Annotated in this window: 16 protein-coding genes; 5 read left to right on the top strand and 11 right to left on the bottom strand. The window is 72.7% G+C overall.

All coding sequences use genetic code 11. The features are described from left to right. Positions 1 to 253 precede the first annotated feature (253 nt). The 5 genes from OG417_RS31245 to OG417_RS31225 all read right to left on the bottom strand — a co-directional run bounded on the left by OG417_RS31245 (position 254) and on the right by OG417_RS31225 (position 6,198). Positions 254 to 2,725 (bottom strand): discoidin domain-containing protein, encoded by a 2,472-nt coding sequence (locus OG417_RS31245; RefSeq protein WP_329236149.1) that lies wholly within the window; start codon positions 2,723 to 2,725, stop codon positions 254 to 256. Between the two features lie 126 nt (positions 2,726 to 2,851). Next, positions 2,852 to 3,250, bottom strand: coding sequence for a TIGR03618 family F420-dependent PPOX class oxidoreductase (locus tag OG417_RS31240; RefSeq protein ID WP_329236147.1), 399 nt, complete (start codon positions 3,248 to 3,250; stop codon positions 2,852 to 2,854). 77 nt (positions 3,251 to 3,327) lie between these two features. Further along, positions 3,328 to 4,128 (bottom strand): DUF4253 domain-containing protein, encoded by an 801-nt coding sequence (locus OG417_RS31235; RefSeq protein WP_329236145.1) that lies wholly within the window; start codon positions 4,126 to 4,128, stop codon positions 3,328 to 3,330. A gap of 115 nt (positions 4,129 to 4,243) precedes the next feature. After that, the gene (locus OG417_RS31230) at positions 4,244 to 5,077 is read right to left on the bottom strand and encodes an SGNH/GDSL hydrolase family protein (RefSeq protein WP_329236143.1); all 834 of its coding nucleotides are present in this window, start codon (positions 5,075 to 5,077) and stop codon (positions 4,244 to 4,246) included. Between the two features lie 140 nt (positions 5,078 to 5,217). Further along, positions 5,218 to 6,198: an alpha/beta hydrolase gene (locus OG417_RS31225; protein WP_329236141.1), complete on the bottom strand. Its 981-nt coding sequence runs from the start codon at positions 6,196 to 6,198 to the stop codon at positions 5,218 to 5,220. Positions 6,199 to 6,596: 398 nt separating this feature from the next. On the opposite strand from OG417_RS31225, the gene OG417_RS31220 reads away from it, so the two are divergent. Further along, the gene (locus OG417_RS31220; protein ID WP_329236139.1) at positions 6,597 to 7,211 is read left to right on the top strand and encodes a TetR family transcriptional regulator; all 615 of its coding nucleotides are present in this window, start codon (positions 6,597 to 6,599) and stop codon (positions 7,209 to 7,211) included. Positions 7,212 to 7,994: 783 nt separating this feature from the next. On the opposite strand, the gene mctP is transcribed toward OG417_RS31220, so the two are convergent. After that, complete coding sequence (mctP, locus tag OG417_RS31215) at positions 7,995 to 9,620, bottom strand: monocarboxylate uptake permease MctP (protein WP_329236136.1); 1,626 nt, start codon at positions 9,618 to 9,620, stop codon at positions 7,995 to 7,997. A gap of 3 nt (positions 9,621 to 9,623) precedes the next feature. Continuing rightward, positions 9,624 to 9,890, bottom strand: coding sequence for a DUF3311 domain-containing protein (locus tag OG417_RS31210; protein WP_329236133.1), 267 nt, complete (start codon positions 9,888 to 9,890; stop codon positions 9,624 to 9,626). Between the two features lie 339 nt (positions 9,891 to 10,229). Between OG417_RS31210 and OG417_RS31205 the strand changes: the two genes are divergently transcribed. After that, complete coding sequence (locus OG417_RS31205) at positions 10,230 to 12,386, top strand: anthranilate synthase component I (RefSeq protein WP_329236131.1); 2,157 nt, start codon at positions 10,230 to 10,232, stop codon at positions 12,384 to 12,386. Between the two features lie 162 nt (positions 12,387 to 12,548). On the opposite strand, the gene OG417_RS31200 is transcribed toward OG417_RS31205, so the two are convergent. The 4 genes from OG417_RS31200 to OG417_RS31185 form a co-directional block, all read right to left on the bottom strand. Next, on the bottom strand, positions 12,549 to 13,241 hold the full coding sequence (locus tag OG417_RS31200; protein WP_329236129.1) for a hypothetical protein: 693 nt from the start codon (positions 13,239 to 13,241) through the stop codon (positions 12,549 to 12,551). 128 nt (positions 13,242 to 13,369) lie between these two features. Continuing rightward, on the bottom strand, positions 13,370 to 15,397 hold the full coding sequence (locus OG417_RS31195; RefSeq protein WP_329236127.1) for a molybdopterin-containing oxidoreductase family protein: 2,028 nt from the start codon (positions 15,395 to 15,397) through the stop codon (positions 13,370 to 13,372). After that, a complete protein-coding gene (locus OG417_RS31190) occupies positions 15,394 to 15,897 on the bottom strand; it encodes a hypothetical protein (protein WP_329236125.1) in 504 nt (167 codons plus the stop codon). The genes OG417_RS31195 and OG417_RS31190 overlap by 4 nt, the downstream gene beginning before the upstream one ends. Before the next feature lie 65 nt (positions 15,898 to 15,962). Then, the gene (locus OG417_RS31185) at positions 15,963 to 16,370 is read right to left on the bottom strand and encodes a PaaI family thioesterase (protein WP_329236124.1); all 408 of its coding nucleotides are present in this window, start codon (positions 16,368 to 16,370) and stop codon (positions 15,963 to 15,965) included. Between the two features lie 153 nt (positions 16,371 to 16,523). Between OG417_RS31185 and OG417_RS31180 the strand changes: the two genes are divergently transcribed. The 3 genes from OG417_RS31180 to OG417_RS31170 all read left to right on the top strand — a co-directional run bounded on the left by OG417_RS31180 (position 16,524) and on the right by OG417_RS31170 (position 20,064). Beyond that, positions 16,524 to 17,402 (top strand): DUF4231 domain-containing protein, encoded by an 879-nt coding sequence (locus OG417_RS31180; RefSeq protein WP_329236122.1) that lies wholly within the window; start codon positions 16,524 to 16,526, stop codon positions 17,400 to 17,402. Between the two features lie 75 nt (positions 17,403 to 17,477). Then, positions 17,478 to 19,541 (top strand): toll/interleukin-1 receptor domain-containing protein, encoded by a 2,064-nt coding sequence (locus OG417_RS31175; protein WP_329236120.1) that lies wholly within the window; start codon positions 17,478 to 17,480, stop codon positions 19,539 to 19,541. Between the two features lies 1 nt (position 19,542). Then, positions 19,543 to 20,064, top strand: coding sequence for a hypothetical protein (locus OG417_RS31170; protein ID WP_329236118.1), 522 nt, complete (start codon positions 19,543 to 19,545; stop codon positions 20,062 to 20,064). Positions 20,065 to 20,176 lie beyond the last annotated feature (112 nt).

Here is a 20,176-nt window from a genome sequence, read left to right as displayed (position 1 = left end):
GATCGTGACCGAAATGTTCCGGAGAGTGGCCGTAGGCCGGGACCGGCCATCAGGGAAGGGCAGGGCCGCCTCGACGCGTGACAACCCGCCTGGCGTGGCGTCTCCTCTCCCGGCTGAGGGCCGATGGCTGGTGCGCGCGGGGCCCGTCTCAACGGCCCGCTGTCCTAGCTGCACGGCAACACGGCCGGGACTTCGAGACAGGCCCTGGGCGCGGTACGAGACGTCCGGCGGCGCCGGACGGGGACTGCGAGCCCTACCCCGCCGGAACCCCGATCTGGATCTCGGCGGCCGAGGCGTATCCGCCGCCCCCCTCGATCGCGGTGAGCCGGACATAGCGGGCCTCGACGTCCGGCAGGGAGATCGACTTGCGGGTCGCGTCGAGCGGCCAGGTGCCGCTCGCCACCCGCGTGTAGGTCACCCCGTCGACGCTGGTGGCCAGCTCGTAGCGGGTGATCACGCCGTTGTGGTTGCCGTCCTCACGCGGCTGGTAGGTCACCTGGGAGATCCGCCGCGTACGTCCCGTGTCCACGGTCACCGCCTGGGGGAGGGCGGCGCGCGGGCTCCACTCGCTGTGCCACATCGACTCGACGCTGCCGTCGACCGCCTTGCGCGGCTCGTAGCCGTGGTGGAATCCGGTCCCCGTCGCGCTCAGCCACTGCCCGGGCAGATACCGGACGTCTCCGGCCGGGGCCACGGGCGTCACCGCCAGGTCGTCGAACTCCGCGTGCCGCCACGGCGCGACCGCCAGCCCGGCCTGCCCCGACACGTGCGTCGACGAGACGACCCGCGCCAGCCGCCTGCCGTCGAGAGACGCGGTCACCTCATCGCCGGAGAAGCGCAGCCGCAGCCGGTGCCACGTGCCCGCGCCGACCGTCGTACGGCCCGCCGCGAGCGTCCGGCGCTGGACCGGGCGCCGGCTCTGGGCCTGGACGCCCGCGCAGGCCGGGTCGCTGGGCACGCAGAGCGTGGAGTCCTGTCCCTGGAGGTTCTCGTCGTACAGCTGCCAGTCGCCGTCGCCCGACACGCGCAGGTGGATGCCGGAGACCGCGTCCGCCCACTGACCGTCGACCCGGCCCAGCAGCTCCACCCAGCCGTCGCCGTCGCCGTCGAGGCGGGCGTCCACCCCGGCCTCGTAGTCGCGCCAGGACCGCAGGTCCCCGACGATGGTCACCGGCCGCCGGAGCCAGCCGTTCCACCACACGGGCTGCTCGCCGATGACCTGGCGCAGGCAGCGTCCGGGCCGTCCGTCGCAGCGCGTCACCTCGAACGCGCCGTCCAGGTCGGAGACGTAGCGCGGCGACGACCCGACGGCGGAGGAGTCGAGGCCGTCGCGGTAGGGCAGCCGGAGCGGCGCCGCCGGCGGTGAGACGGCCCGGCCCTTTCCCTGCCCTCGTGTCGTCGTCAGCGTGTAGACGTGCCCGGGCGCGAGCGTGAGGGTGTCTCCGGGCCGTACGGTCCCCTGGCGGACGAACCACCGCCGTGAGTCACCGGAGGACAGGTCCGTGGACCACAGGGCGGCCGGGCCGTCCGCCAGGCCGCCGGTGACCGTGAACCGCAGCCGCTGCGGCGCGGTGGCGTCGATGGTCTCGGCGATCAGGCTGTAGTCGCGGGAGTCCGGGGAGCGCAGCGCCACGTAGCTGCCGCCGCCGTCGAGGTAGCCCTTGGCGGAGTCGACGTAGCGCCAGCCCGGCCGGGTGAACTGGGTCGTGTGGGCGACGGCCCACAGGCTCGGGCCCGCGACGTACGCGCCGGACCACGGCTCGTTCGCGCCCATCAGCCCGGACGCCTGGAAGGGCATCGTGTCGTACCAGGAGGCGATCAGGGACCAGTTGATCGTCGAGGTCATCGCGCCGTCGATGTAGGGCCGCGAGAGCGCGCGGGCCAGGGGCGCGGCGCCCGAGTCGTACGGCAGCGACCCCTGTTCGCTGGCGTGCAGCGGCTTGCCGAGGGCCTGCGCCGCGGCCGGGCTCGGGCAGTGCAGGTAGTCGCTGAGGTACCCGCAGACGTAGTGCTGCCCGACGACGTCGACGGCCGCGGCGAAGGCCGGGTTCGCGGCCATCGGCTGGAGCACGTCCCAGTTGAAGCTGTCGTCGGCGACCACCTTGACGTCGCCGTACCCGTGCTCGCGCAGGGCCTGGTGGAGCCGTACGAACCAGTCGCCGTCGGAGTAGCCCTCGTTCCAGCCGCCGAGGTAGTCGATGCGCAGGTGGTGCCGTGCGGCGCAGCCGAGCCAGGAGATCAGATAGTCGATGTTGCGGTCCGTCCAGACGGTCGGGCGCGCGTCGCCGCTGCCGGTCCAGCCGGGCGCGCCCCACTGCAGCGCGGACAGCGTGATCCCCGGGTTGCGGGCCTTGGCCTGCTCCATGAGCCACCACTCGTAGCCGCGGTCGCAGTTCAGGTCCGAGGGGGTGCGCATGTGGCTCGGCTCGGCGCCGTCGGTGGAGTTGGTGTCGCCGCCGATCTCGACCTTCAGGATCTGCAGCGCGGCCCCGTAGCCGGGCTTGAACAGGTAGTCGAGTATCCGGCTTCGCTGCGGCTCCGGATAGTCGACGAGCAGCCGGGACGAGGCGCCGGCGCTGAGCGCGCCCACGCCGTCGAAGACCCGTCCGCTCGCGGCGCCGTCGATCGTCACCTGCGGCGGGGCGGCGGCACGTGCGGGGGAGGCCAGGGCCAGCAGGGGTAGCAGGCCGAGGACGAGCAGGATCCAGCGGGGGCGGGGGCGCATGTCGTCTCCTCACGAAACGCAACGCACCACCGATTTTCACGTCCGTCACCGGACGTCAACAGATCTGTCCGGAACCGGCAGGGCGCCGATCCGGAGGTTTGCCCGCCGGAGACCGTACGGGAGCCGTCAGCCGCCGGGTGTGAACAGCACGTGCTCGGGACGCACGCGGACCGTGATCCGCCGCTCGTCGGCGGACCGGTAGGGGTACCGGTCGACGCCGAGGTACTTGTGCGCCAGCCGGTCGATCACGTCGTCGGCGCCCTCCTCTTCGAGCCGCGCTTGCCCGGAGACGCTGACGGTGCGGAAGGCGTCGTTCGGGTCGACCATGCTCACCGACACCCGGGGGTCGGCGCGCAGGTAACGCTCCTTGGCCCGCCCGACGGCGGTGTTGAAGATCACGTCGTCGCCGTCGACGTCGACCCACACGACCGTGTTGTGCAGGGAGCCGTCGGGACGCAGCACCGTCGCCCACCCGGGAAAGGCCTCGGTCAGCAGCGCCTTGGCGCCGTCGCTCAGCGTGGTCATGAATGGAGCCCCCGTCTGTCGCGACGGCGTGTGACGCCGCCGCCTCTTCGCGTGACCGAACCGAGTGTGGCCGCTGATCATTCCCATCGGAACGACCAGACCCGCGCGTCGCGGATCTGCTCGGCGTGCCCGGCCAGCGAGCCCGGTCCCTGGACGATGACCTCGGGGCAGAACGTCGCGTGCTCGGCGGCCACCCGCAGGGCGTGCCGGAAGGTGACGGGAGGCGCGGCGACGCTCAGTTCGAGGGTGTCGAAGCCGAGGCCGACGACCCGCACGCCGAACCGGTCCTCCCAGCCCCGCACGACCGCCGACAGCGGCGCGGTGAGCGCGTTGTGGTGGCTCGCGCCCTGCCAGCCGACGGCGGCCAGCACGTCGGCGCCGCGCGCGGCCGGGACGAGGCCGAGAGGACGCCCGGCGAGCCCCGCGGAGAGGCGCTCGGCGGCCGCGCCGGGATCCTCGCGGAGGCGCCCCGCCGGGGCGAGGCCGGGGGAGTAGCGGCCGAACGGCGTCAGGTCGATCGGCGGCTCGAACCACTCGGCCCACACCTCGGCCACGAACGCCGCGGGATCGTAGGCGTCGATCTCGGCCACCGGCTCGGGCGCGATCTGCCCGGCCGACCAGGGCTGGGCGGAGTCGTCCAGCAGCAACGGCCACAGGCCGGTCTCGGCGTGCGCCGCGTGGAACCGGGCCCACAGGCCGGGCGGCGCCGGCCCCTCGGTCATCCAGAGCGCCGGCCCCGTCACCCCCTGGTGCTGGGGGAAGCTCGGGTCGGGCCACACCGCGTATCCGGGCGGGAGCGTCACGGAGAGTGACGGGTCCAGGGCATGCCCGGAGAACAGCTCGTCTACGCCTGCCGTCAGCGGTTCGAGATCGTCCATCGCATCGCTCCGGCACCGGGCCTCCCGGCGCTGCGGGAGATCGTAATGCGACCGGGCCGCCCATGTGCGGGCGGCCCGGTCAAAGTGTGATTTCGGTACGGGAGCCGTCGCGGTGTCAGCTGTCCTTCGCGTGCGACGCGGCCAGGGCGGCGCCGGCCGCCGAGGTGAATACCGGCAGGTAGCCCGACGCGTGGCCGGTGGCCGTCGGGTGGTACGAGTTGCCGATGTTGGTGAAGTCGACCGCGTGCAGCCAGCCGTCGCCGGAGCACAGCTCGTGCCCGGAGAACTGGCTGCGTACGTCGGCGAAGGTGAACTGCGCGTTCGAGGCCGCGGTCTTGATCACACCGTCGAGCACGTCGGCCGCCTGGTTGAGCGCCACGTGCTTGGTGTGGCTCATGCCGATGCAGAACGTGTCATCGGTGATGTACAGGTGCGGGTAGTCGAGTACGACGAAGCGCGCGGAGGGGGCGCGGCCCCGCATCGTGGAGAACAGGTTGTTGAGGTTGCCCGGCAGTGTGTTCTTCGCGTAGCTCTCGGCGGTGGCGACGGCGTTCAGGCAGTCCTGGTCGCTGCCCAGAACGCACGTCTGCATGGTGCTGGAGAAGCCCGCGTCGTTGCCGCCGATCGTGATGCTCGCCAGCGTCGTGCTGGAGCTCAGGGCGCTGACCTGGTTGTTCAGCACATCACCGGTCTTGGCGCCGGAACAGGCGACGAACTTGAACGATGCGGGGGAGTGCGAGGACGCCCACAGCGCGGCATAGGCCTTGCTGCTGCGCTGACAGCCGCTGTCCAGGTCGTAGGACCCGGTGCCGGTGCCGGAGGAGTAGGAGTCGCCGAGGGCGACATAGCTGGTGGACGACGCGAACGCCGGCGAGGTGGCGGCGGTGACGGCGGCCGCCGCGAGGGACACGGCGCAGGCGGTCGAGGCGACGAGGCGGGGGAATTTCATCGGCTCTCCAAGGCGGGACTGACGCTCGCCTTACTCAAGCACCGTTTTCGCCATTTGGGGAGGAGCCGAAATCGGCCGATTTATGGGCGATTTCGCCGTTGACAAATGTGGAGGGTATGTGTCAGATAACCGACGGTTACCTATACGAGCGTGACCTGGCGGTCGCGCCCGAGCGTGATGAGCGCCAGGTTCCGCAATGACGGCGAACCCGGCCGCAGATAGTCGCTGTGCCCCGCCGAGCCGGCCGCGAACACCCGGGCGCCGAAACCCGGGGAGACCGGGTCGGCGCCGAAGCCGAGCCCGAGCACGTGGACGTGCGGCACGAGCTGGATCCAGTCGCCCGACCCGCGCGCGGCCCAGACGTTCGCACGCGTGCCGAGCGCGCCCACGGTCGCCGCGCGCATCCCCGGGCTGCCGAACGCCGCGACGTCGTTCACGGGCAGCCCCCGCAGCGCCTCGCCGCACACCACCGAGCCGTAGCTGTGGCACAGCAGCGTCGTGCCGGCCCTGGGGTTGAGGCGGTGCAGGGCGCGGACCAGCCGGCGCAGCCGCGGGGCGGCGGCGTCGGCGCGCACGTCCGTCATGACGCCGGCGCTCGTCACCTTCGGCGGGCGATAGCCGAGCCAGGCGACGACGGCCAGGCCCGGATGCGGATCGAGCGCCCTCGCCTCCGCGAGCAGGGCGCGCGCGCCGCCCCCGGGCGTGGCGTACGGCCGCTCTCCGCGGGCGTCGAAGGTGGACAGCGTGGTGTCGGCGCCGGGCACGAGGATCGCCACCCGCCGGGCGTGCGCCAGGTCGCCGATGACCTCCACGGCCCGCCCGGTGCCGCGGGGGTCGAAGAACAGGAACTGCCGACCGGGCGCCAGGAGACGGCTCAGCGACCGGGCGCGGTCACGGTCCTGGATGCGGCGCGCCGTCCGCAGCGCCTGCCCGACGGCGCGCCGGTTCGCCTTGTAGCGCGCGGCGAGCGTGGACACCGAGATGGCGGGCAGCGCGCCCGGCCGGGAGTACAGGTCCACCCTGGACGCGCCCAGCGTGGTCACCCAGACCGCGATGATGACGGCCGTGGCCGCCAGGCACCTCCCCAGGACGCGGGAGCGGGGAAGGCGCGGCGTGGCCATACGGGACATCCTCCAGGCGTCGGGTGCGGGGAACGGGAGCCGATCCCCGGAGCGGATCGGCCACGGCCGGCGCGACCGCCCCGAGTCGCCGATGGTGTCAGAGGAAACGCCGACATGTCCGGGATCTGGCCGCCGTACGAAGTGAGACGGGCGGCCGGAGGATTTTGTTCCGCCCGGCCGCCGCCGATCCTAAGGGCTGTTCTCACGGCGGCGGGCCGGCGAAACACCCGCCGGGGACGCCCGCCCCGGCAGAACGCGCCGGTCGGCCGGGCACCCGGCGACGTCCGGGCCCGGGCGGCCTACATTCGTGGATGCGGCCGACGTCACAGCGGCCCCGCGGCGGCCGGCCGCGTCGGGGTGGTTACGCTCGTCGGGTGGACGGCGGCCGGGGAGGCGAGATGGAGACGGAGACCGGGTCGCGGCCGCCGGCGGTGACCGGGCGTGACCCACGTCGCCGCCGCGCGCTGCTCGACGCCGCCGACCGCATCATCCTCCGCGAGGGGCCCGACGTGTCCATGGCCTCGATCGCGGCCGAGGCGGGCATCAGCAAGCCGATCCTCTACCGCCACTTCGGCGACAAGAGCGGGCTCTACCAGGCCCTCGCCGAGCGCCACGTCCGCGTGCTGATCGACGGCGTGCGCACCGCGTTCCGCGGCCCCGGCGAGCTCCGTGAGCGGGCGCGGGCGGCGATCGACACCTACCTCGCGACGATCGCCGCCAACCGGCACCTGTACGGCTTCCTCGTCCACCGCGCCGGCGCCGAGGACACCGCGACGCACAGCGTGATGGGCACGCTCATCCGTGGTCTCGGCGGCGAGCTCGCCGAGACGCTCCTCGCCGAGGGACGCCTGCGCGACCCCGTCCGCGGCCACATCTGGGGGCACGCCGTGGTCGGCATGGTCCAGGCCGCCGGAGAGTGGTGGCTGGAGCACGCGACCGTGCCCCGCGCCACCGTCGTGGACGGCATCGTCGACCTGCTCCTCGACGGCTTCACCGCCGCCGGCCACCCCTGAGCAAGGCCGCTGCGGCCAGGCTCACGCGAATCCGCCGCCGGTAGGCGGGGCCGCCCGAGACCGGCCCGGGGTTGTCCACAGCCGCTGCCGCGCCCTTCTCAGGGCACGTGTGGGCGCTGGACACTGGAAGTGGGCTGGAGCCCCCGGGCGGGCGGGGACCGCTGACCCCGGGCGGGCGGGGACCGCTGACCCCGGGCGGGCGGGGACCGCTGACCCCGGGCGGGCGGGGACCGCTGACCCCGGGCGGGCGGGGACCGCTGACCCCGGGCGGGCGGGGACCGCTGACCCCGGGCGGGCGGGGACCGCTGACCCCGGGCGGGCGGGGACCGCTGACCCCGGGCGGGCGGGGACCGCTGACCCCGGGCGGGCGGGGACCGCTGACCCCGGGCGGGCGGGGACCGCTGACCCCGGGCGGGCGGGGACCGCTGACCCCGGGCGGGCGGGGACCGCTGACCCCGGGCGGGCGGGGACCGCTGACCCCGGGCGGGCGGGGACCGCTGACCCCGGGCGGGCGGGGACCGCTGACCCCGGGCGGGCGGGGACCGCTGACCCCGGGCGGGCGGGGACCGCTGACCCCGGGCGGGCGGGGACCGCTGACCCCGGGCGGGCGGGGACCGCTGACCCCGGGCGGGCGGGGACCGCTGACCCCGGGCGGGCGGGGACCGCTGACTCCGGGCGGGCGGGGACCGCTGACCCCGGGCGGGCGGGGACCGCTGACTCCGGGCGGGTGGGGCGGTCGTGGCGACGGCCCGGCGGAGACCGCCGGGCCGTGCCGATCCTCGCTCAAGTGGCGAGGCCCTCCTCGACCTCGCGGGTGCCCTGGACGACCTTCGGGTCGCCCTCGTCGGCGAGGTAGTCGTCGGTCCGGGTGACGTCGACGCCGTCGGTGGTTTTGAGCGCCCGCAGCAGCACCGTCGCCAGCACCGCGACGATCAGGTTGATCGCCAGCGCGATCGCGCCGACGTACACCGTCATCTTGGTGTCGAGTCCGATGTCGCTCAGCGGGTAGGCCGAGCCGCCGAAGTGCAGCTTCTTGGTGGCCGGGTTGGGGATGCGGTAGAGCATCCACATGCCCGCCGCCATGCCGGCCACCCAGCCCGCGATCAGGCCGCCGCGGTGGAACCAGCGGGTGATCAGGCCGAGCCCGACCGACGGCAGCGTCTGCAGGATGATGACGCCGCCGATCAGCTGCAGGTCGATGGAGAACTGCGGGTCCAGCAGCAGGATGGCCAGCACCGCGCCGATCTTGACGACGAGGGAGGCGAGCTTGCTGACCGTGGCCTCCTCCGACGGAGTCGCGTCCCGCCGGAAGTACTCCTTGTAGATGTTGCGGGTGAACAGGTTCGCCGCGGCGATCGACATGATCGCGGCGGGCACCAGCGCGCCGATGCCGATCGCGGCGTACGCCACGCCGGTGAACCAGCTCGGGAAGACGTGGTCGAACAGCAGCGGCACCACCGTGTTGCCGTCCGGCTTGCCGTTGCCCCCGGCGACCGGCTTGATGCCGCCGGCGATCGCCATGAAGCCGAGCAGCGCGATCAGGCCGAGCAGGAAGCTGTACGCCGGCAGCGCCGCCATGTTCCGCTTGATGACGTTGCGGTTCTTGCTGGCCAGCACGCCGGTGACGCTGTGCGGGTACAGGAACAGCGCGAGGGCGGAGCCGAGCGCCAGCATGGCGTAGTTCAGCTGGTTGTTGTGGTTCAGCAGCGTCCCGTCCGCCGGGGCGGGGGTCTTGTCGAACTTGGCGTGCGCCGCGCCGAAGATGTGGCCCCAGCCGCCCAGCTTGTGCGGGATGTAGAAGACCGCGACCAGGATCACGATGTAGATCAGCAGGTCCTTGACGAACGCGATCAGCGCCGGCGCGCGCAGGCCCGACTGGTACGTGTAGGCCGCGAGGATGGCGAACGCGATGATCAGCGGCCAGTGGCCCGTCACGCCCATCGCCTCCAGCGTCGCCTGGATGCCGACGAGTTGCAGGGCGATGTACGGCATGGTCGCGACGATGCCGGTGATCGCGACGAGCAGCGCGAGCGTCGAGGACCCGAACCGGGCCCGTACGAAGTCGGCCGGCGTGACGAAGCCGTGGACGTGCGAGACCGACCAGAGCCGGATCAGCACGAGGAATACCAGCGGATACACGACGATCGTGTACGGCACGGCGTAGAAGCCGGCCGCGCCCGCGCCGAACACCAGCGCGGGGACCGCGACGAAGGTGTAGGCGGTGTACAGGTCGCCGCCGACGAGGAACCAGGTGATCCACGAGCCGAAGCTGCGACCGCCCAGGCCCCACTCGTCCAGGCTCTGCATGGTGGTCGGCCGCCGCCAGCGGGCGGCGACGAAGCCCATCGCGCTGACGATCACGAAGAGGACGGCGAAGACGACCAGTTCGGTGGTGTGCCTTCCGGACATCGGTCAGTCCTCCTTCGGTTCGGCCGGGGACGACGCGGAGGCGCTCTCGCCGCCCGATGGGCGCCGCGTCACCAGGTAGACGATCGTCGTGCAGCCGACGCCGAGGACGATGAACGCGAACTGCATCCAGTAGAAGAACGGAAAGCCGGCCAGCCGGGGTTCGTCCTTGTTGAAGAGGAACGTCAGCAGGGGAACGACGACCGGGATGATGAGCAGCCAGTTCCAGGGGCTGCGGTCACTCCGGCGTGGTCCGGGCTCTGTATCGGCCAACGGTCCTCCTCGCGTACGTCAATGGGGAGCCGCGCCGGGGCACCTTCCGGGCGGCCGAATCTTGTTCGCAGAAGATTTAAGGAAGGACGGGTCTCGGTTCGGTCTCGGCTACGCGTCTCTTTGGACGTTTCGTCCCCTCATCTGGGCCGTTGTCCATGCTCACGGACGGGACCGGGCTGGCGCGCCGCCCCGCTCACGGGGTAATCTCATGCCATGCGAACCCCGGCCAGGCAGCAGTGGTGGTGGCGCCGCTAGGCGGCGCGGGTTTCGCGTTCTCGGACACCGCAGCGACCGCCCTCGTCCGGCGGTCGTTTCTCGTTTCCGCCGACGAGGGCCTGGATGATCGAAGGGCCGATCGTGGAGACGACGACGGACTATACGACGGCGGGCGGCCTGCGGGTCGTCCGTACCGACACGCCCGTTGACCCGGCGCGCAAGAGCGAGGCGCTGGACGCGCTGGTCGAGGCCGTGGGCACGCGCCGGGGCGGCGTGCTCAGCTCCGGCATGGAGTACCCCGGCCGGTACAGCCGCTGGCACATGGCCTACGTCGACCCCTGCCTGGAGATCGTCGCGCGCGGGCGCCGCCTGACCGTACGCGCCCTCAACGAGCGCGGGCAGGTGCTGCTCCCGGCCGTCTCGTCGGCCGTGGCCGCCACCGGCGAGCCCGCCGAGTTCCCCGGTGGCGTCGAGGTCTTCGTCCCCTCCTCCGACGAGGTCGTCGCCGAGGAGGAGCGCAGCCGCCGGCCCACCGTCTTCACCGCGCTGCGCGCCGTCTGCGATCTTTTCGCCGGGCCGGACCCGCACCTGGGCCTGTACGGCGCGTTCGGCTACGACCTGGCGTTCCAGTTCGAGCCGATCCGGCTCGCCATCGAGCGCCCGGCCGACCAGCGCGACCTCGTCCTTCACCTCGCCGACGAGATGATCGTGGTGGACCGCAAGCGCGAGACGTCGGCGCGGATGTCGTACGACTTCGAGGTCGGCGGCGTGAGCACCCGGGGCCTGCCGCGGCGGACCGAGCCGACGCCGGCGCCACGGCCGCGCGAGCTGCCGCCGCAGCCCACGCCCGGTGCGTACGCCGAGGTGGTGCGCGCGGCCAAGGAGAAGTTCGTCCGCGGCGACCTGTTCGAGGTCGTGCCCGGCCACGTCATGTACGGCCCCTGCCCGTCGCCGGCGGCGTTCTTCGAGCGGCTGCGGGTCACCAACCCGGCGCCGTACGAGTTCTTCTTCAACCTGGGCGAGGGGGAGTTCCTCGTCGGCGCCTCGCCGGAGATGTTCGTGCGCGTCACCGGCGACCGGGTCGAGACGTGCCCGATCTCGGGCACCATCCGGCGCGGCGACGACCCGCTGGAAGACGCCGACAACATCCGTGAGCTGCTCAACTCCGCCAAGGACGAGTCCGAGCTGACGATGTGCACCGACGTCGACCGCAACGACAAGTCGCGGGTCTGCGTGCCCGGCAGCGTCAAGGTGATCGGCCGCCGGCAGATCGAGATGTACTCCCGGCTGATCCACACCGTCGATCACATCGAGGGGCGGCTGCGGCCCGGGTACGACGCGCTCGACGCGTTCCTGACGCACATGTGGGCGGTCACGGTGACCGGCGCGCCCAAGACCTGGGCGATGCAGTTCATCGAGGACCACGAGGAGACGCCGCGACGCTGGTACGGCGGCGCGGTCGGCTGCATCGGGTTCGACGGCTCGATGAACACCGGCCTGACGCTGCGCACCGCGCAGATCCGCGACGGTGTCGCCGCCGTACGCGCCGGGGCCACCCTGCTGTACGACTCCGACCCCGACGCGGAGGAGCGCGAGACCTACCTCAAGGCGCGCGCCCTGATCGCCGCGCTCTCCCCGGCCGACGAGACCGGTGAGGAGGCGGAGGCCGGGCGGGCACGGGCCGGCGAGGGCCTGCGGGTGCTGCTCGTGGACCACCAGGACTCCTTCGTCAACACCCTGGCCGACTACTTCCGCCAGCAGGGCGCCGACGTGACGACGCTGCGGTTCGGCTTCCCCGACAAGATGCTGGACGAGATCCGTCCCGACCTCGTCGTGCTCTCACCGGGCCCGGGCCGGCCCGCCGACTTCGACACGGCCGGCCTGCTCGACGCCGTCTACGCCCGCGACCTGCCGGTCTTCGGCGTGTGCCTCGGCCTGCAGGGCATGGTCGAGCACGCCGGAGGCGAGCTGGCGCTGCTGCCCGAACCCGCGCACGGCAAGCCGGGCCGCGTCGTGGTCGCCGGCGGGCGGCTGTTCGAGGGGCTGCCGGCGGAGTTCACCGCGGCGCGCTACCACTCGCTGCACACGACGCGGGACCGGGTCGGTGAGAGGTTCGAGGTGACCGCGACGCTGGGCGACGTCGTCATGGCGATCGAGGATCCGCTCCGCCGGCGCTGGGCGGTGCAGTTCCACCCCGAGTCGATCCTCACCGCGACCGGCGAGACCGGCCACCGCATCATCACGAACGTACTGGAGATGTGCCGCGCCGCCCGCCCGTGAGCCGCCCGGAGACCGTACGGGAGTCCCGGCCGTGGTTCCCGTACGGTCATCGGCCGCCCGGGCGGCCGTGGGAGCGGCCTCGGCGCGACCGCGAGCCTCCGGGGAGCACCCCGGTCCCACGTGACACCGTTCCGGCGGCGGCCGGGATCCCGGTACGGCCTGTCACCGGCCGCTCAGGCGGGCGTGGAACTCCTCCAGCAGCGGTCGCAGGTCGGCGGGCGACAGCCGCGGCGCGGCGCGGCTGAGCCGCTCCTCGTCCGCCCCGGCCAGATAGACGTCGGTCGCGGCGGAGGCCACCTCGCCCTGCACGATGAGCGTGCTGGTGCCCTGCGCCATCGAGGCGGCGTTGTGCACGATCGCGTACGGCTGGTGGTAGTACTCGCCGGACGCGACCTTCCGCCGCCGCACCTCGAGCAGCCGGGCGGGGCCGGTCAGCCGCAGGACGTACTCCGCGCGGGATCCGGGCGACTCGTAGCGGTAGTGGCTCACCGCCAGCTCACCTTGCGGGTCCTCCTCGTACTCCGTCAGCTCCAGCTCACCCGCGGCGAGGTAGGACACGAAGTCCCAGCGATGGTTGTGGTAGTCGCCGTCCACCCAGGGCTGCCGCTGCCGCCACTCGTGCCAGACGAGCTTGCGTCCGGCGGGCGAGACCGCGAGCACCACCTTGGTGAAGTCGTTGTGGTGCCGGTAGCCGTTCGCGGCGCACCAGGCGAGACGGCTCTCGTCCGCGAGGATCGACCGGATGAGCGACCGCGCCCCGCCGCCCTCGACGAAGGGCCGGTAGAAGGTCTCGATGTAACCGGGAGACAGCGGCAGGGCGTCTCCCAGGTCCGTACATACCGCTTCGTGCGTCATCACGCTCCGATCGACCGATGATCAGTACAGGCCAATACCCGTACGTCGCCTGTCTTGATCGGTTCAGCGGTGAGGTGCGCCGGTGGCAGGCCGCGGCGGGCAGGATCCACCGGGAATATCAGTAAATCTCAGGAAAGATCAACCTCGACACGGTTGTCATGAAAGACCGCGCCGTGCCTCATGTCCGCGTCCCGTTCGTCGATCGTCGCGTTGACGGTGGCGCCACCGGTGAACTTCGCCCAGCGCCCCTTGGTGGTGGCGGCCACCCCGGGACGTACGCGGTCCGAGACCTCCGCCGTGGCCTCGAACGCGCCCCGTGCGTTGTGCACGCGGACCGCGTCGCCGTCGGCGATGCCCCGCGCGGCGGCGTCGTCCGGATGCAGGACGATCACCGGCCCGCCGGCCCGGCGCCGCAGCTCGGGGTTGTTGCCGAAGGTCGTGTTGAGGAAGTGGTGGGGCGCGGCGGAGATGAGCACGAGCCCCTCGCCGGGGTCGGCGTGCGGGGTGAACCCGGGCAGCGGGTCGAGCCCCAGACGCGTGGCGCGCTCGGAGTAGAACTCCAGCCGCCCCGAGGAGGTCGGGAAGCCGTCGGCGAACGGCAGGAAGGGCCGGTCGACCCGCAGGCGGGCGAACCCGCGCCTGCGGAGTTCCTCCACGGTGATGCCGTCCAGCCACGGGTGGGCCGAGTCGAGGAGCTGCCGTACGAGGTCCTCGTCGGAGTCGTACAGGCTCGGCTCGGTCATGCCCATGCGGCGGGCCAGCCGGCGGAACGTCTCGGAGGTGGACAGGCACTCGCCCGGCGGGGCCACGGCCGGTTCGTTCCAGACCAGGTAGAGGTGCCCGTACCCGGCGATGACGTCGAGGTGCTCGGTCTGCATCGTGGCCGGCAGCACGATGTCGGCGTAGTCCGTGGTGTCCGTGGGAAAGTGCTCCAGCACCACGGTGAACAGGTCCTCGCGGGACAGCCCCCGGCGCACCTTCCCCTGCGCCGGGTTGCTGCCGACCGGGTTGGCCGCGATGACGAAGAGCGCCTTGACCGGCGGGTCGTCCACCTCGAGCAGCCCCTCGCCGAGGCGGGTCATGGTCAGGCTCCGCACCGGGTGCGGCAGCAGGTCGATCCGCACGAGCTTGGGCAGGTTGAGCTTGAAGTGGCCGCTCGTGGAGTAGTACAGGCCCCCGCCGGGGAGCGCCCAGTCGCCGGTCACGCCGGGCAGGCAGGCGAGCGTGCGCAGCGCCATCCCGCCGCCCGCGTGCCGCTGGATGCCCTGCGTGGCGCGGATCGCGGTCGGCCGGGTGCGGGCGACGCGCTCACCGAGCGCGACGATCCGCTCCTCGGGCAGCCCGGTGATCTTCGCGACCCGGTCGGGCGGGAACTCCTCGATGCGGGCGCGGAAGGCCTCCCAGCCGAGCGTGCGCGCGTCGATGTAGTCCTGGTCGTGCGCGCCCATGCGGACGATGACGTGCAGCAGGCCGAGGGCCAGCGCGGCGTCGGTGCCCGGCATCGGGGCCAGGTGCTCGTCGGCCTGCGCCGCGGTGCGGGTGCGCACCGGGTCGATGGCCACGACGTACGCGCCGTCGCGCCGGGCGTCCTGGATGAACTTCCAGGAGTGATGACCGCTGGTCAGCGGGTTCGTGCCCCAGAGCAGGACCAGCTTGGACCGGGCGAAGTCCTCCGGATCCATGCCGCCGGAGGTGCCGAGGGTGTACTTCAGGCCCGCGCTGCCGGCGATCGAGCAGATGGTCGGCTCGTGCACCGAGGCGCCGAGGACGTTGAAGAAACGGCGGCCCGCGAAGCCCTCCAGCCCCTGGACGTACCCGAGCGAGCCGGTGCCGTGGAACGGCCAGATCGCCTGGCCGCCGTACTCGCGCGTGATGTCGCCGAGCCGGCCGGCGATCTCGTCGAGGGCCTCGTCCCAGCTGATCCGCTCGAAGCGGCCCTCGCCCTTGCGGCCGACGCGCCGCATCGGGTGCAGGATGCGGTCGGGCGCCGAGGTCTGCTCCAGGTAGCGGTTGACCTTCACGCACAGCGCGCCGCGGGTCACGGGGTGGGCGGGGTTGCCGCGCAGCTTCACGGCCGTGCCGTCGTCGTCCACGGTCACCAGCCAGGAGCAGCCGTCCGGGCAGTCGAGCGGGCAGGCGCCAAGGACCGTCTTCACACGTCACCCTGGAAACGCTGGGCGAGGTAGGCCTCGATGTCGGGTCCGCCGGGCCGGGCGAGCACGTGTTCGAGCCAGGCGCGCCGCTCGAACTCGGTGACGGCCAGCTCCCACACGCAGCCGATCGCGGGCGTCGGATGCGGCCGCATCGCGCCGAGCCGCGTCGGCAGTGCGGAGTAGATCCGCTGGTGGAGCTCGTTCTCGCCGGCCCACCAGTCGAACAGGGCGAAGGCGTAGTCCCTCGCGTCGTGGAGAATGACGAAGCCGACGCCGTACCGGTCGATGTCGTGCGGGTCGCCGCCTCCGCTGTGCACGGCCGGGTTCGGCAGCACCGAGGGCACGAGCGCTTCGCCGACCGTGACGAGCTCGGCCCGGGGCGGCCCCCCGTTCACCGTGATGCCGTAGAACTTCAGCCGCCAGCCGGCCGCCTCGTGGATTTTGAGGAAGCTGATGGCCCGCGGTCGGTACGCGCCGGTCCTGGTGATCGTGCTCTCCGTCACGGGCCCTCCTGCGGACTGGTGTTGCTCCCTTTATACCCGCCAGGAATGTCCGTATTAAACGCGCATTACGCCCGGCCCGGTGTCCCTAGCACGGCCTGCGTCTGGGTGGTCTGCGCGACGTGGCGCCCGCCGTCGTCGTACAGGTCGGTCTGGACGACGATGGTCCTGCGCCCGGCGTGCAGCGGGCGCGCGACCGCCCGCACCTGTCCCTCGCGCACGGCGCGGAAGAAGCGGCTGCTCGACTCGACGGTCGTGGTGGCGGCGTCCGGGGGCAGGTTGAGGAAGGCGCAGACGGCGCCGATGCTGTCGGCGAGGGTCATCAGCGCGCCGCCGTGCAGCGCGCCGCCGGCGGTGCAGCGCTCCGGCGCCCAGCCGAGCGTTCCGGTGACCTCTTCGGGGGACGCGGTCTCGATCATCACGCCGGTGGCCTGCGCGAACGGCATCGCCGAGCGCAACTCGTCGGGGGAGGGCATGCGCGGCATTCTGCCAGTCCCGGCGCGCCGGGTCCGTTACCTCCGAGGTCATTGCGCCGATTCCCGGCTTGCCGAAAAGAGATATCCCGTTGCCCGGATAGGGTACCTCATTGACATTCGTACGTATGGTGATGCATTTCTTAGTGTGTGGAGGTGATAGCGGAGTCGGAGTTTCCGGCGCTTTACCGTGCCGCCGACCACAGCGCGACGGTGGGGCAGCGGCGTTTTCTCCTCGCCGTCCGGTTCCAGCTCGCCTCGCTCCTCCTCGCCGCCGTCTTCGGCTCGTTCAGCCTCAACGCCGGGCGCGTCGACGCCGCCGCGATCTGCGCGGCCGCGTCCCTGGCGACGGCGCTGGTCACCGAGGTCTTCCTGCTGACCGTCCGGCCCGACCGCCACTGGTACGAAGCGCGCGCCGCGGCCGAGTCCGCCAAGACCCTCGCGTGGCGCTACGCCGTGGGCGGCCAGCCGTTCGACCTGGACGGGGGTGCGGACGAGCGCGGCGCCGAGCGGCTCCTCCTGCGGCGCTTCACCGGCATCACCTCCAGCCTGCGCGACTTCGCCCCGGTGCCCGTGCGCGGCGAGGATCGCCAGGTGACCTCGGCGATGCGCCATGTGCGCACGCTGCCGCTGGAGGAACGGCAGCGGCAGTACCTCATCGGGCGGATCAACGACCAGCGGGCCTGGTACGCCGGCCGGGCGCGGCGCAATGAGCGCCGCAGCGCCCAGTGGTCGGTCGCGCTGGCCGCCCTGGAGACGGCCGGGCTCGTGGCGGCCGTGCTGGCGGCCGTCCAGCTGGTCGACTTCGACCTGCCGGGGATCTTCGGCGCGCTCGCCGCCGGCGGCGTCGCCTGGCTGCAGACCCGGCAGCACCAGCAGCTGGCCAGCGCCTACTCCGTCGCCGCGCTCGAGCTCGCCACCATCGCCGAACGCGCCGAGTGGCCACAGACCGAGGTCGAGTGGGCCCACTTCGTGGACGAGGCGGAGGAGGCCATCTCCCGCGAGCACACTCTCTGGTGGGCCTCACACACCTGAGCTGACCTCAGTGGCACCGGCGGGGCGGCCCGCGCGTCGAAGGGAAGGAGGGCAGGGCTGGACACGGAGGAATGGTTGAGTCAGGGAGCGGCCGGCTTCGACGTATTCGTCAGCTATGCCCATGATGACGACCCGCAGCTCATCCAGCGGCTGGTCGAGGAGCTCCAGGAGGCGTTCGCCGCGATCGCCGGTCGCCGGCTCACCGTCTTCCTCGACCAGGACGGGATCCCGACCGCGCAGCGCTGGCAGCGCACCATCACCGGCGCCCTGCGCACGAGCTCGGTGATGATCGCCGTCCTCACCGAGCGGTACCTGATCTCGGACTGGTGCGCGCGGGAGTATGAGTTCTTCGTCCGGGCCGAGCGGGACCACTCGCTCGAGGAGGGCTCGGCGCGCTCGGTCCCGCGGATCTTCCCGGTCATGCCCGCCGGTTCCCCGGCCGAGGAGGGCCTGACCGCGGAGCAGCGGCGACGGCGGCTGGACGTGAACGAGCGCCAGGGGATCGACCTCGCGGGGCTGGCGGACGCGGAGTTCACCCGGGAGGTGACCCGGCTGGCACGCGACATCCACGACGCGCTCGTCCGCCTGAACGGCGCCTCGCCGGCCGTGCTCGCGCCGGCCGGCGACGAGGAGACCGAGCACCCGCAGGTCACCTCCGGCTACGTGGGCGAGGGCGACCGGTTCGTCTCGCTGCTCGCCGAGGCCGTGAACGTCACCGTCGTGGGCTGGACCAACACCAGCCTCGCCGAGTCGCTGGAGGCCGCGCTCAAACGGAAGCGGTCCCGGCACGGAAGCCACGCCTTCTGGCGTTCGCTGCGCATCGTCTTCCTGGAGGACGGCCTGCTGGAGCTGGTCCGCGACGAGCACGACGCGCAGTTCCCCGACAAGGAGACGGCGCTGCGGCGCCGCCGGCAGAACGCCGGCTACGGGCGGCGGTCCCTGTCGGCGTTCCTGCAGAAGGAGAACCAGCCGCACCGGCTGACGCTGCACGAGTACGGGCACATCCCGCCCTTCACCGGGACGCTGTTCGACATGCCCGACGGGCGCCGCGTCGTGCAGATGGTGATCCGTCCGCCGCGGCGCAGCGCCTCCGACCACCTCATGCTGGAGTTCGCCGACCGCACCGACCAGTACTTCGGCGCCGCGTTCAACGACATCGTCGACCTCAGCACCAAGTACGACGAGGTCCTGCCCATCGGCGAGCCGGATGACGACGACATCTTCCAGATCACCGAGGCCCGGTTCGGCAACCGCGTCCTGCGGCGCGGCTCCGGCGCGACGGGCTGGCTGCCGCTCGTCCTCGTCGTCACCTGGTGGGAGTCGCGGGGCGCGGCCGTGCCGCTGCTGCAGTTCCGCACCTCGCGCAATGCCGAACGCGAACTCGACCACCTGTCCCACCCCGCCGGCTACATCACGCAGGAGGACTACCGGCGGCTGGAGGAGCACGCCGGGGTCGGGACCTTCCCCCTGCCATCGCACGCGCCGATGGTCGCCGCCCGCCGCCGGATCGCGCTGGAGCTCGGCGCGGACCTGTCGCAGGGGGTCACGTTCGCGCGGAACATGCGCTACTACCACCACGCCAAGGAGCACCTGTTCTACTGGGTGTTCGACTGCCGGCTGCCGGCGCGGTTCCAGTTTCCGGCCGACGCCGAGATGCGCCCGTACACCCTGGAGGAGCTCCTGGCGATCCGGGAGAACCAGGCCGTGGAGTACGCCCTGCGGCTGTGCCGCGACCACCACGCGTCGCGGCGGGACGTCGAACGCATGGCGCGGCTGTCCGCGGACAACCTGATCGTGCACGGCCACGAGGAGCCGGCCGCCGCGCTCCTGGACGCCGTGCGCGGCGACGGAACGGCCGAGACGGCGGCGCTCCAGGCGGAGCTGACCGCCCTCGCCGAGCGGACCCGCCGCACCAACCGCACGGGCGTGGGGGAGCGGCCGGTCCTCGGCCTGTCCGGCCTGGAGTACCGGGAGTTCTTCACCGGTATCCTGCCGCTGTACGTCCACCTCGGCGTGCCGGGCGCGGTCGAGTACCTCGAGGGGCTGCAGGCCGACGCGACGCGCTACGCCGCCGTCGAGCGGCTGGCCGCGACCTACGCCGACGCCGCCGTGATGACCGAACTCCCGCTGGAGACCTGAGTTGACGACCGGCCTGCCGGCCGGGTGCCCGCGCGTGGCGGTCACCGGCCACCGCGACCTCACCGAGCGGACCGCGCGCCTGGTGTCGTCCGCCATCCACGAGACCCTCGCGCCGTACGGCCCGGACCTGGTCGGCGTCTCCTGTCTGGCCCCCGGCGCGGACCAGATCTTCGCCCGCGCCGTACTGGGGCTCGGCGGCCGGCTGCACGTGGTCGTCGCGGCGAGCGGCTACCGCGCCTCGCTCCCGCCGGACGCGCGCCGGGCCTACGACGCGCTCCTGAGCCGGGCCGAGAGGGTCGACACACTGCCGTTCGACCTGCCGGTCCCGGCCTCGTACGCGGCGGCCAACGAGTTGATGCTGCGGGGCGCGGACCGGCTGATCGCCGTGTGGGACGGCCGTCCCGCCCGCGGTCGCGGCGGCACCGCCGAGGCCGTGGAGGAGGCCCGCCGCCGGGCGATCCGCGTCGAGGTCATGTGGCCTCGCGGCGCGCTGCGGCGAGCGGCGGCCGGAGCGCCGCGCTGAGCCGGGTGAGCCCGCGACGGCCCTCGCCCCTCCCCCGCGTTTGAATGCAGTTCGCCCGTTACGGAACTCACGGGAGAGAGGCGAGGACTACTGATTTCCACCGTCACGGCCG

This window comes from Actinoallomurus sp. NBC_01490, assembly GCF_036227085.1.
Lineage (GTDB): Bacteria > Actinomycetota > Actinomycetes > Streptosporangiales > Streptosporangiaceae > Actinoallomurus > Actinoallomurus oryzae.
The sequence above is the reverse complement of the archived record's forward strand: the minus strand, read 5'-3'. Positions and strand labels throughout refer to the sequence as shown.

Excerpts from the sequence above, each read along its gene's own strand:
- OG417_RS31220 (WP_329236139.1), top strand. The coding sequence starts at position 6,597 with ATGGAGACGGAGACCGGGTCGCGGCCGCCGGCGGTGACCGGGCGTGAC.
- OG417_RS31185 (WP_329236124.1), bottom strand. The coding sequence starts at position 16,370 with ATGCCCTCCCCCGACGAGTTGCGCTCGGCGATGCCGTTCGCGCAGGCC.
- OG417_RS31205 (WP_329236131.1), top strand. The coding sequence starts at position 10,230 with ATGATCGAAGGGCCGATCGTGGAGACGACGACGGACTATACGACGGCG.
- OG417_RS31240 (WP_329236147.1), bottom strand. The coding sequence starts at position 3,250 with ATGACCACGCTGAGCGACGGCGCCAAGGCGCTGCTGACCGAGGCCTTT.
- OG417_RS31245 (WP_329236149.1), bottom strand. The coding sequence starts at position 2,725 with ATGCGCCCCCGCCCCCGCTGGATCCTGCTCGTCCTCGGCCTGCTACCC.
- OG417_RS31230 (WP_329236143.1), bottom strand. The coding sequence starts at position 5,077 with ATGAAATTCCCCCGCCTCGTCGCCTCGACCGCCTGCGCCGTGTCCCTC.
- OG417_RS31200 (WP_329236129.1), bottom strand. The coding sequence starts at position 13,241 with ATGACGCACGAAGCGGTATGTACGGACCTGGGAGACGCCCTGCCGCTG.
- OG417_RS31235 (WP_329236145.1), bottom strand. The coding sequence starts at position 4,128 with ATGGACGATCTCGAACCGCTGACGGCAGGCGTAGACGAGCTGTTCTCC.
- OG417_RS31225 (WP_329236141.1), bottom strand. The coding sequence starts at position 6,198 with ATGGCCACGCCGCGCCTTCCCCGCTCCCGCGTCCTGGGGAGGTGCCTG.
- mctP (WP_329236136.1), bottom strand. The coding sequence starts at position 9,620 with ATGTCCGGAAGGCACACCACCGAACTGGTCGTCTTCGCCGTCCTCTTC.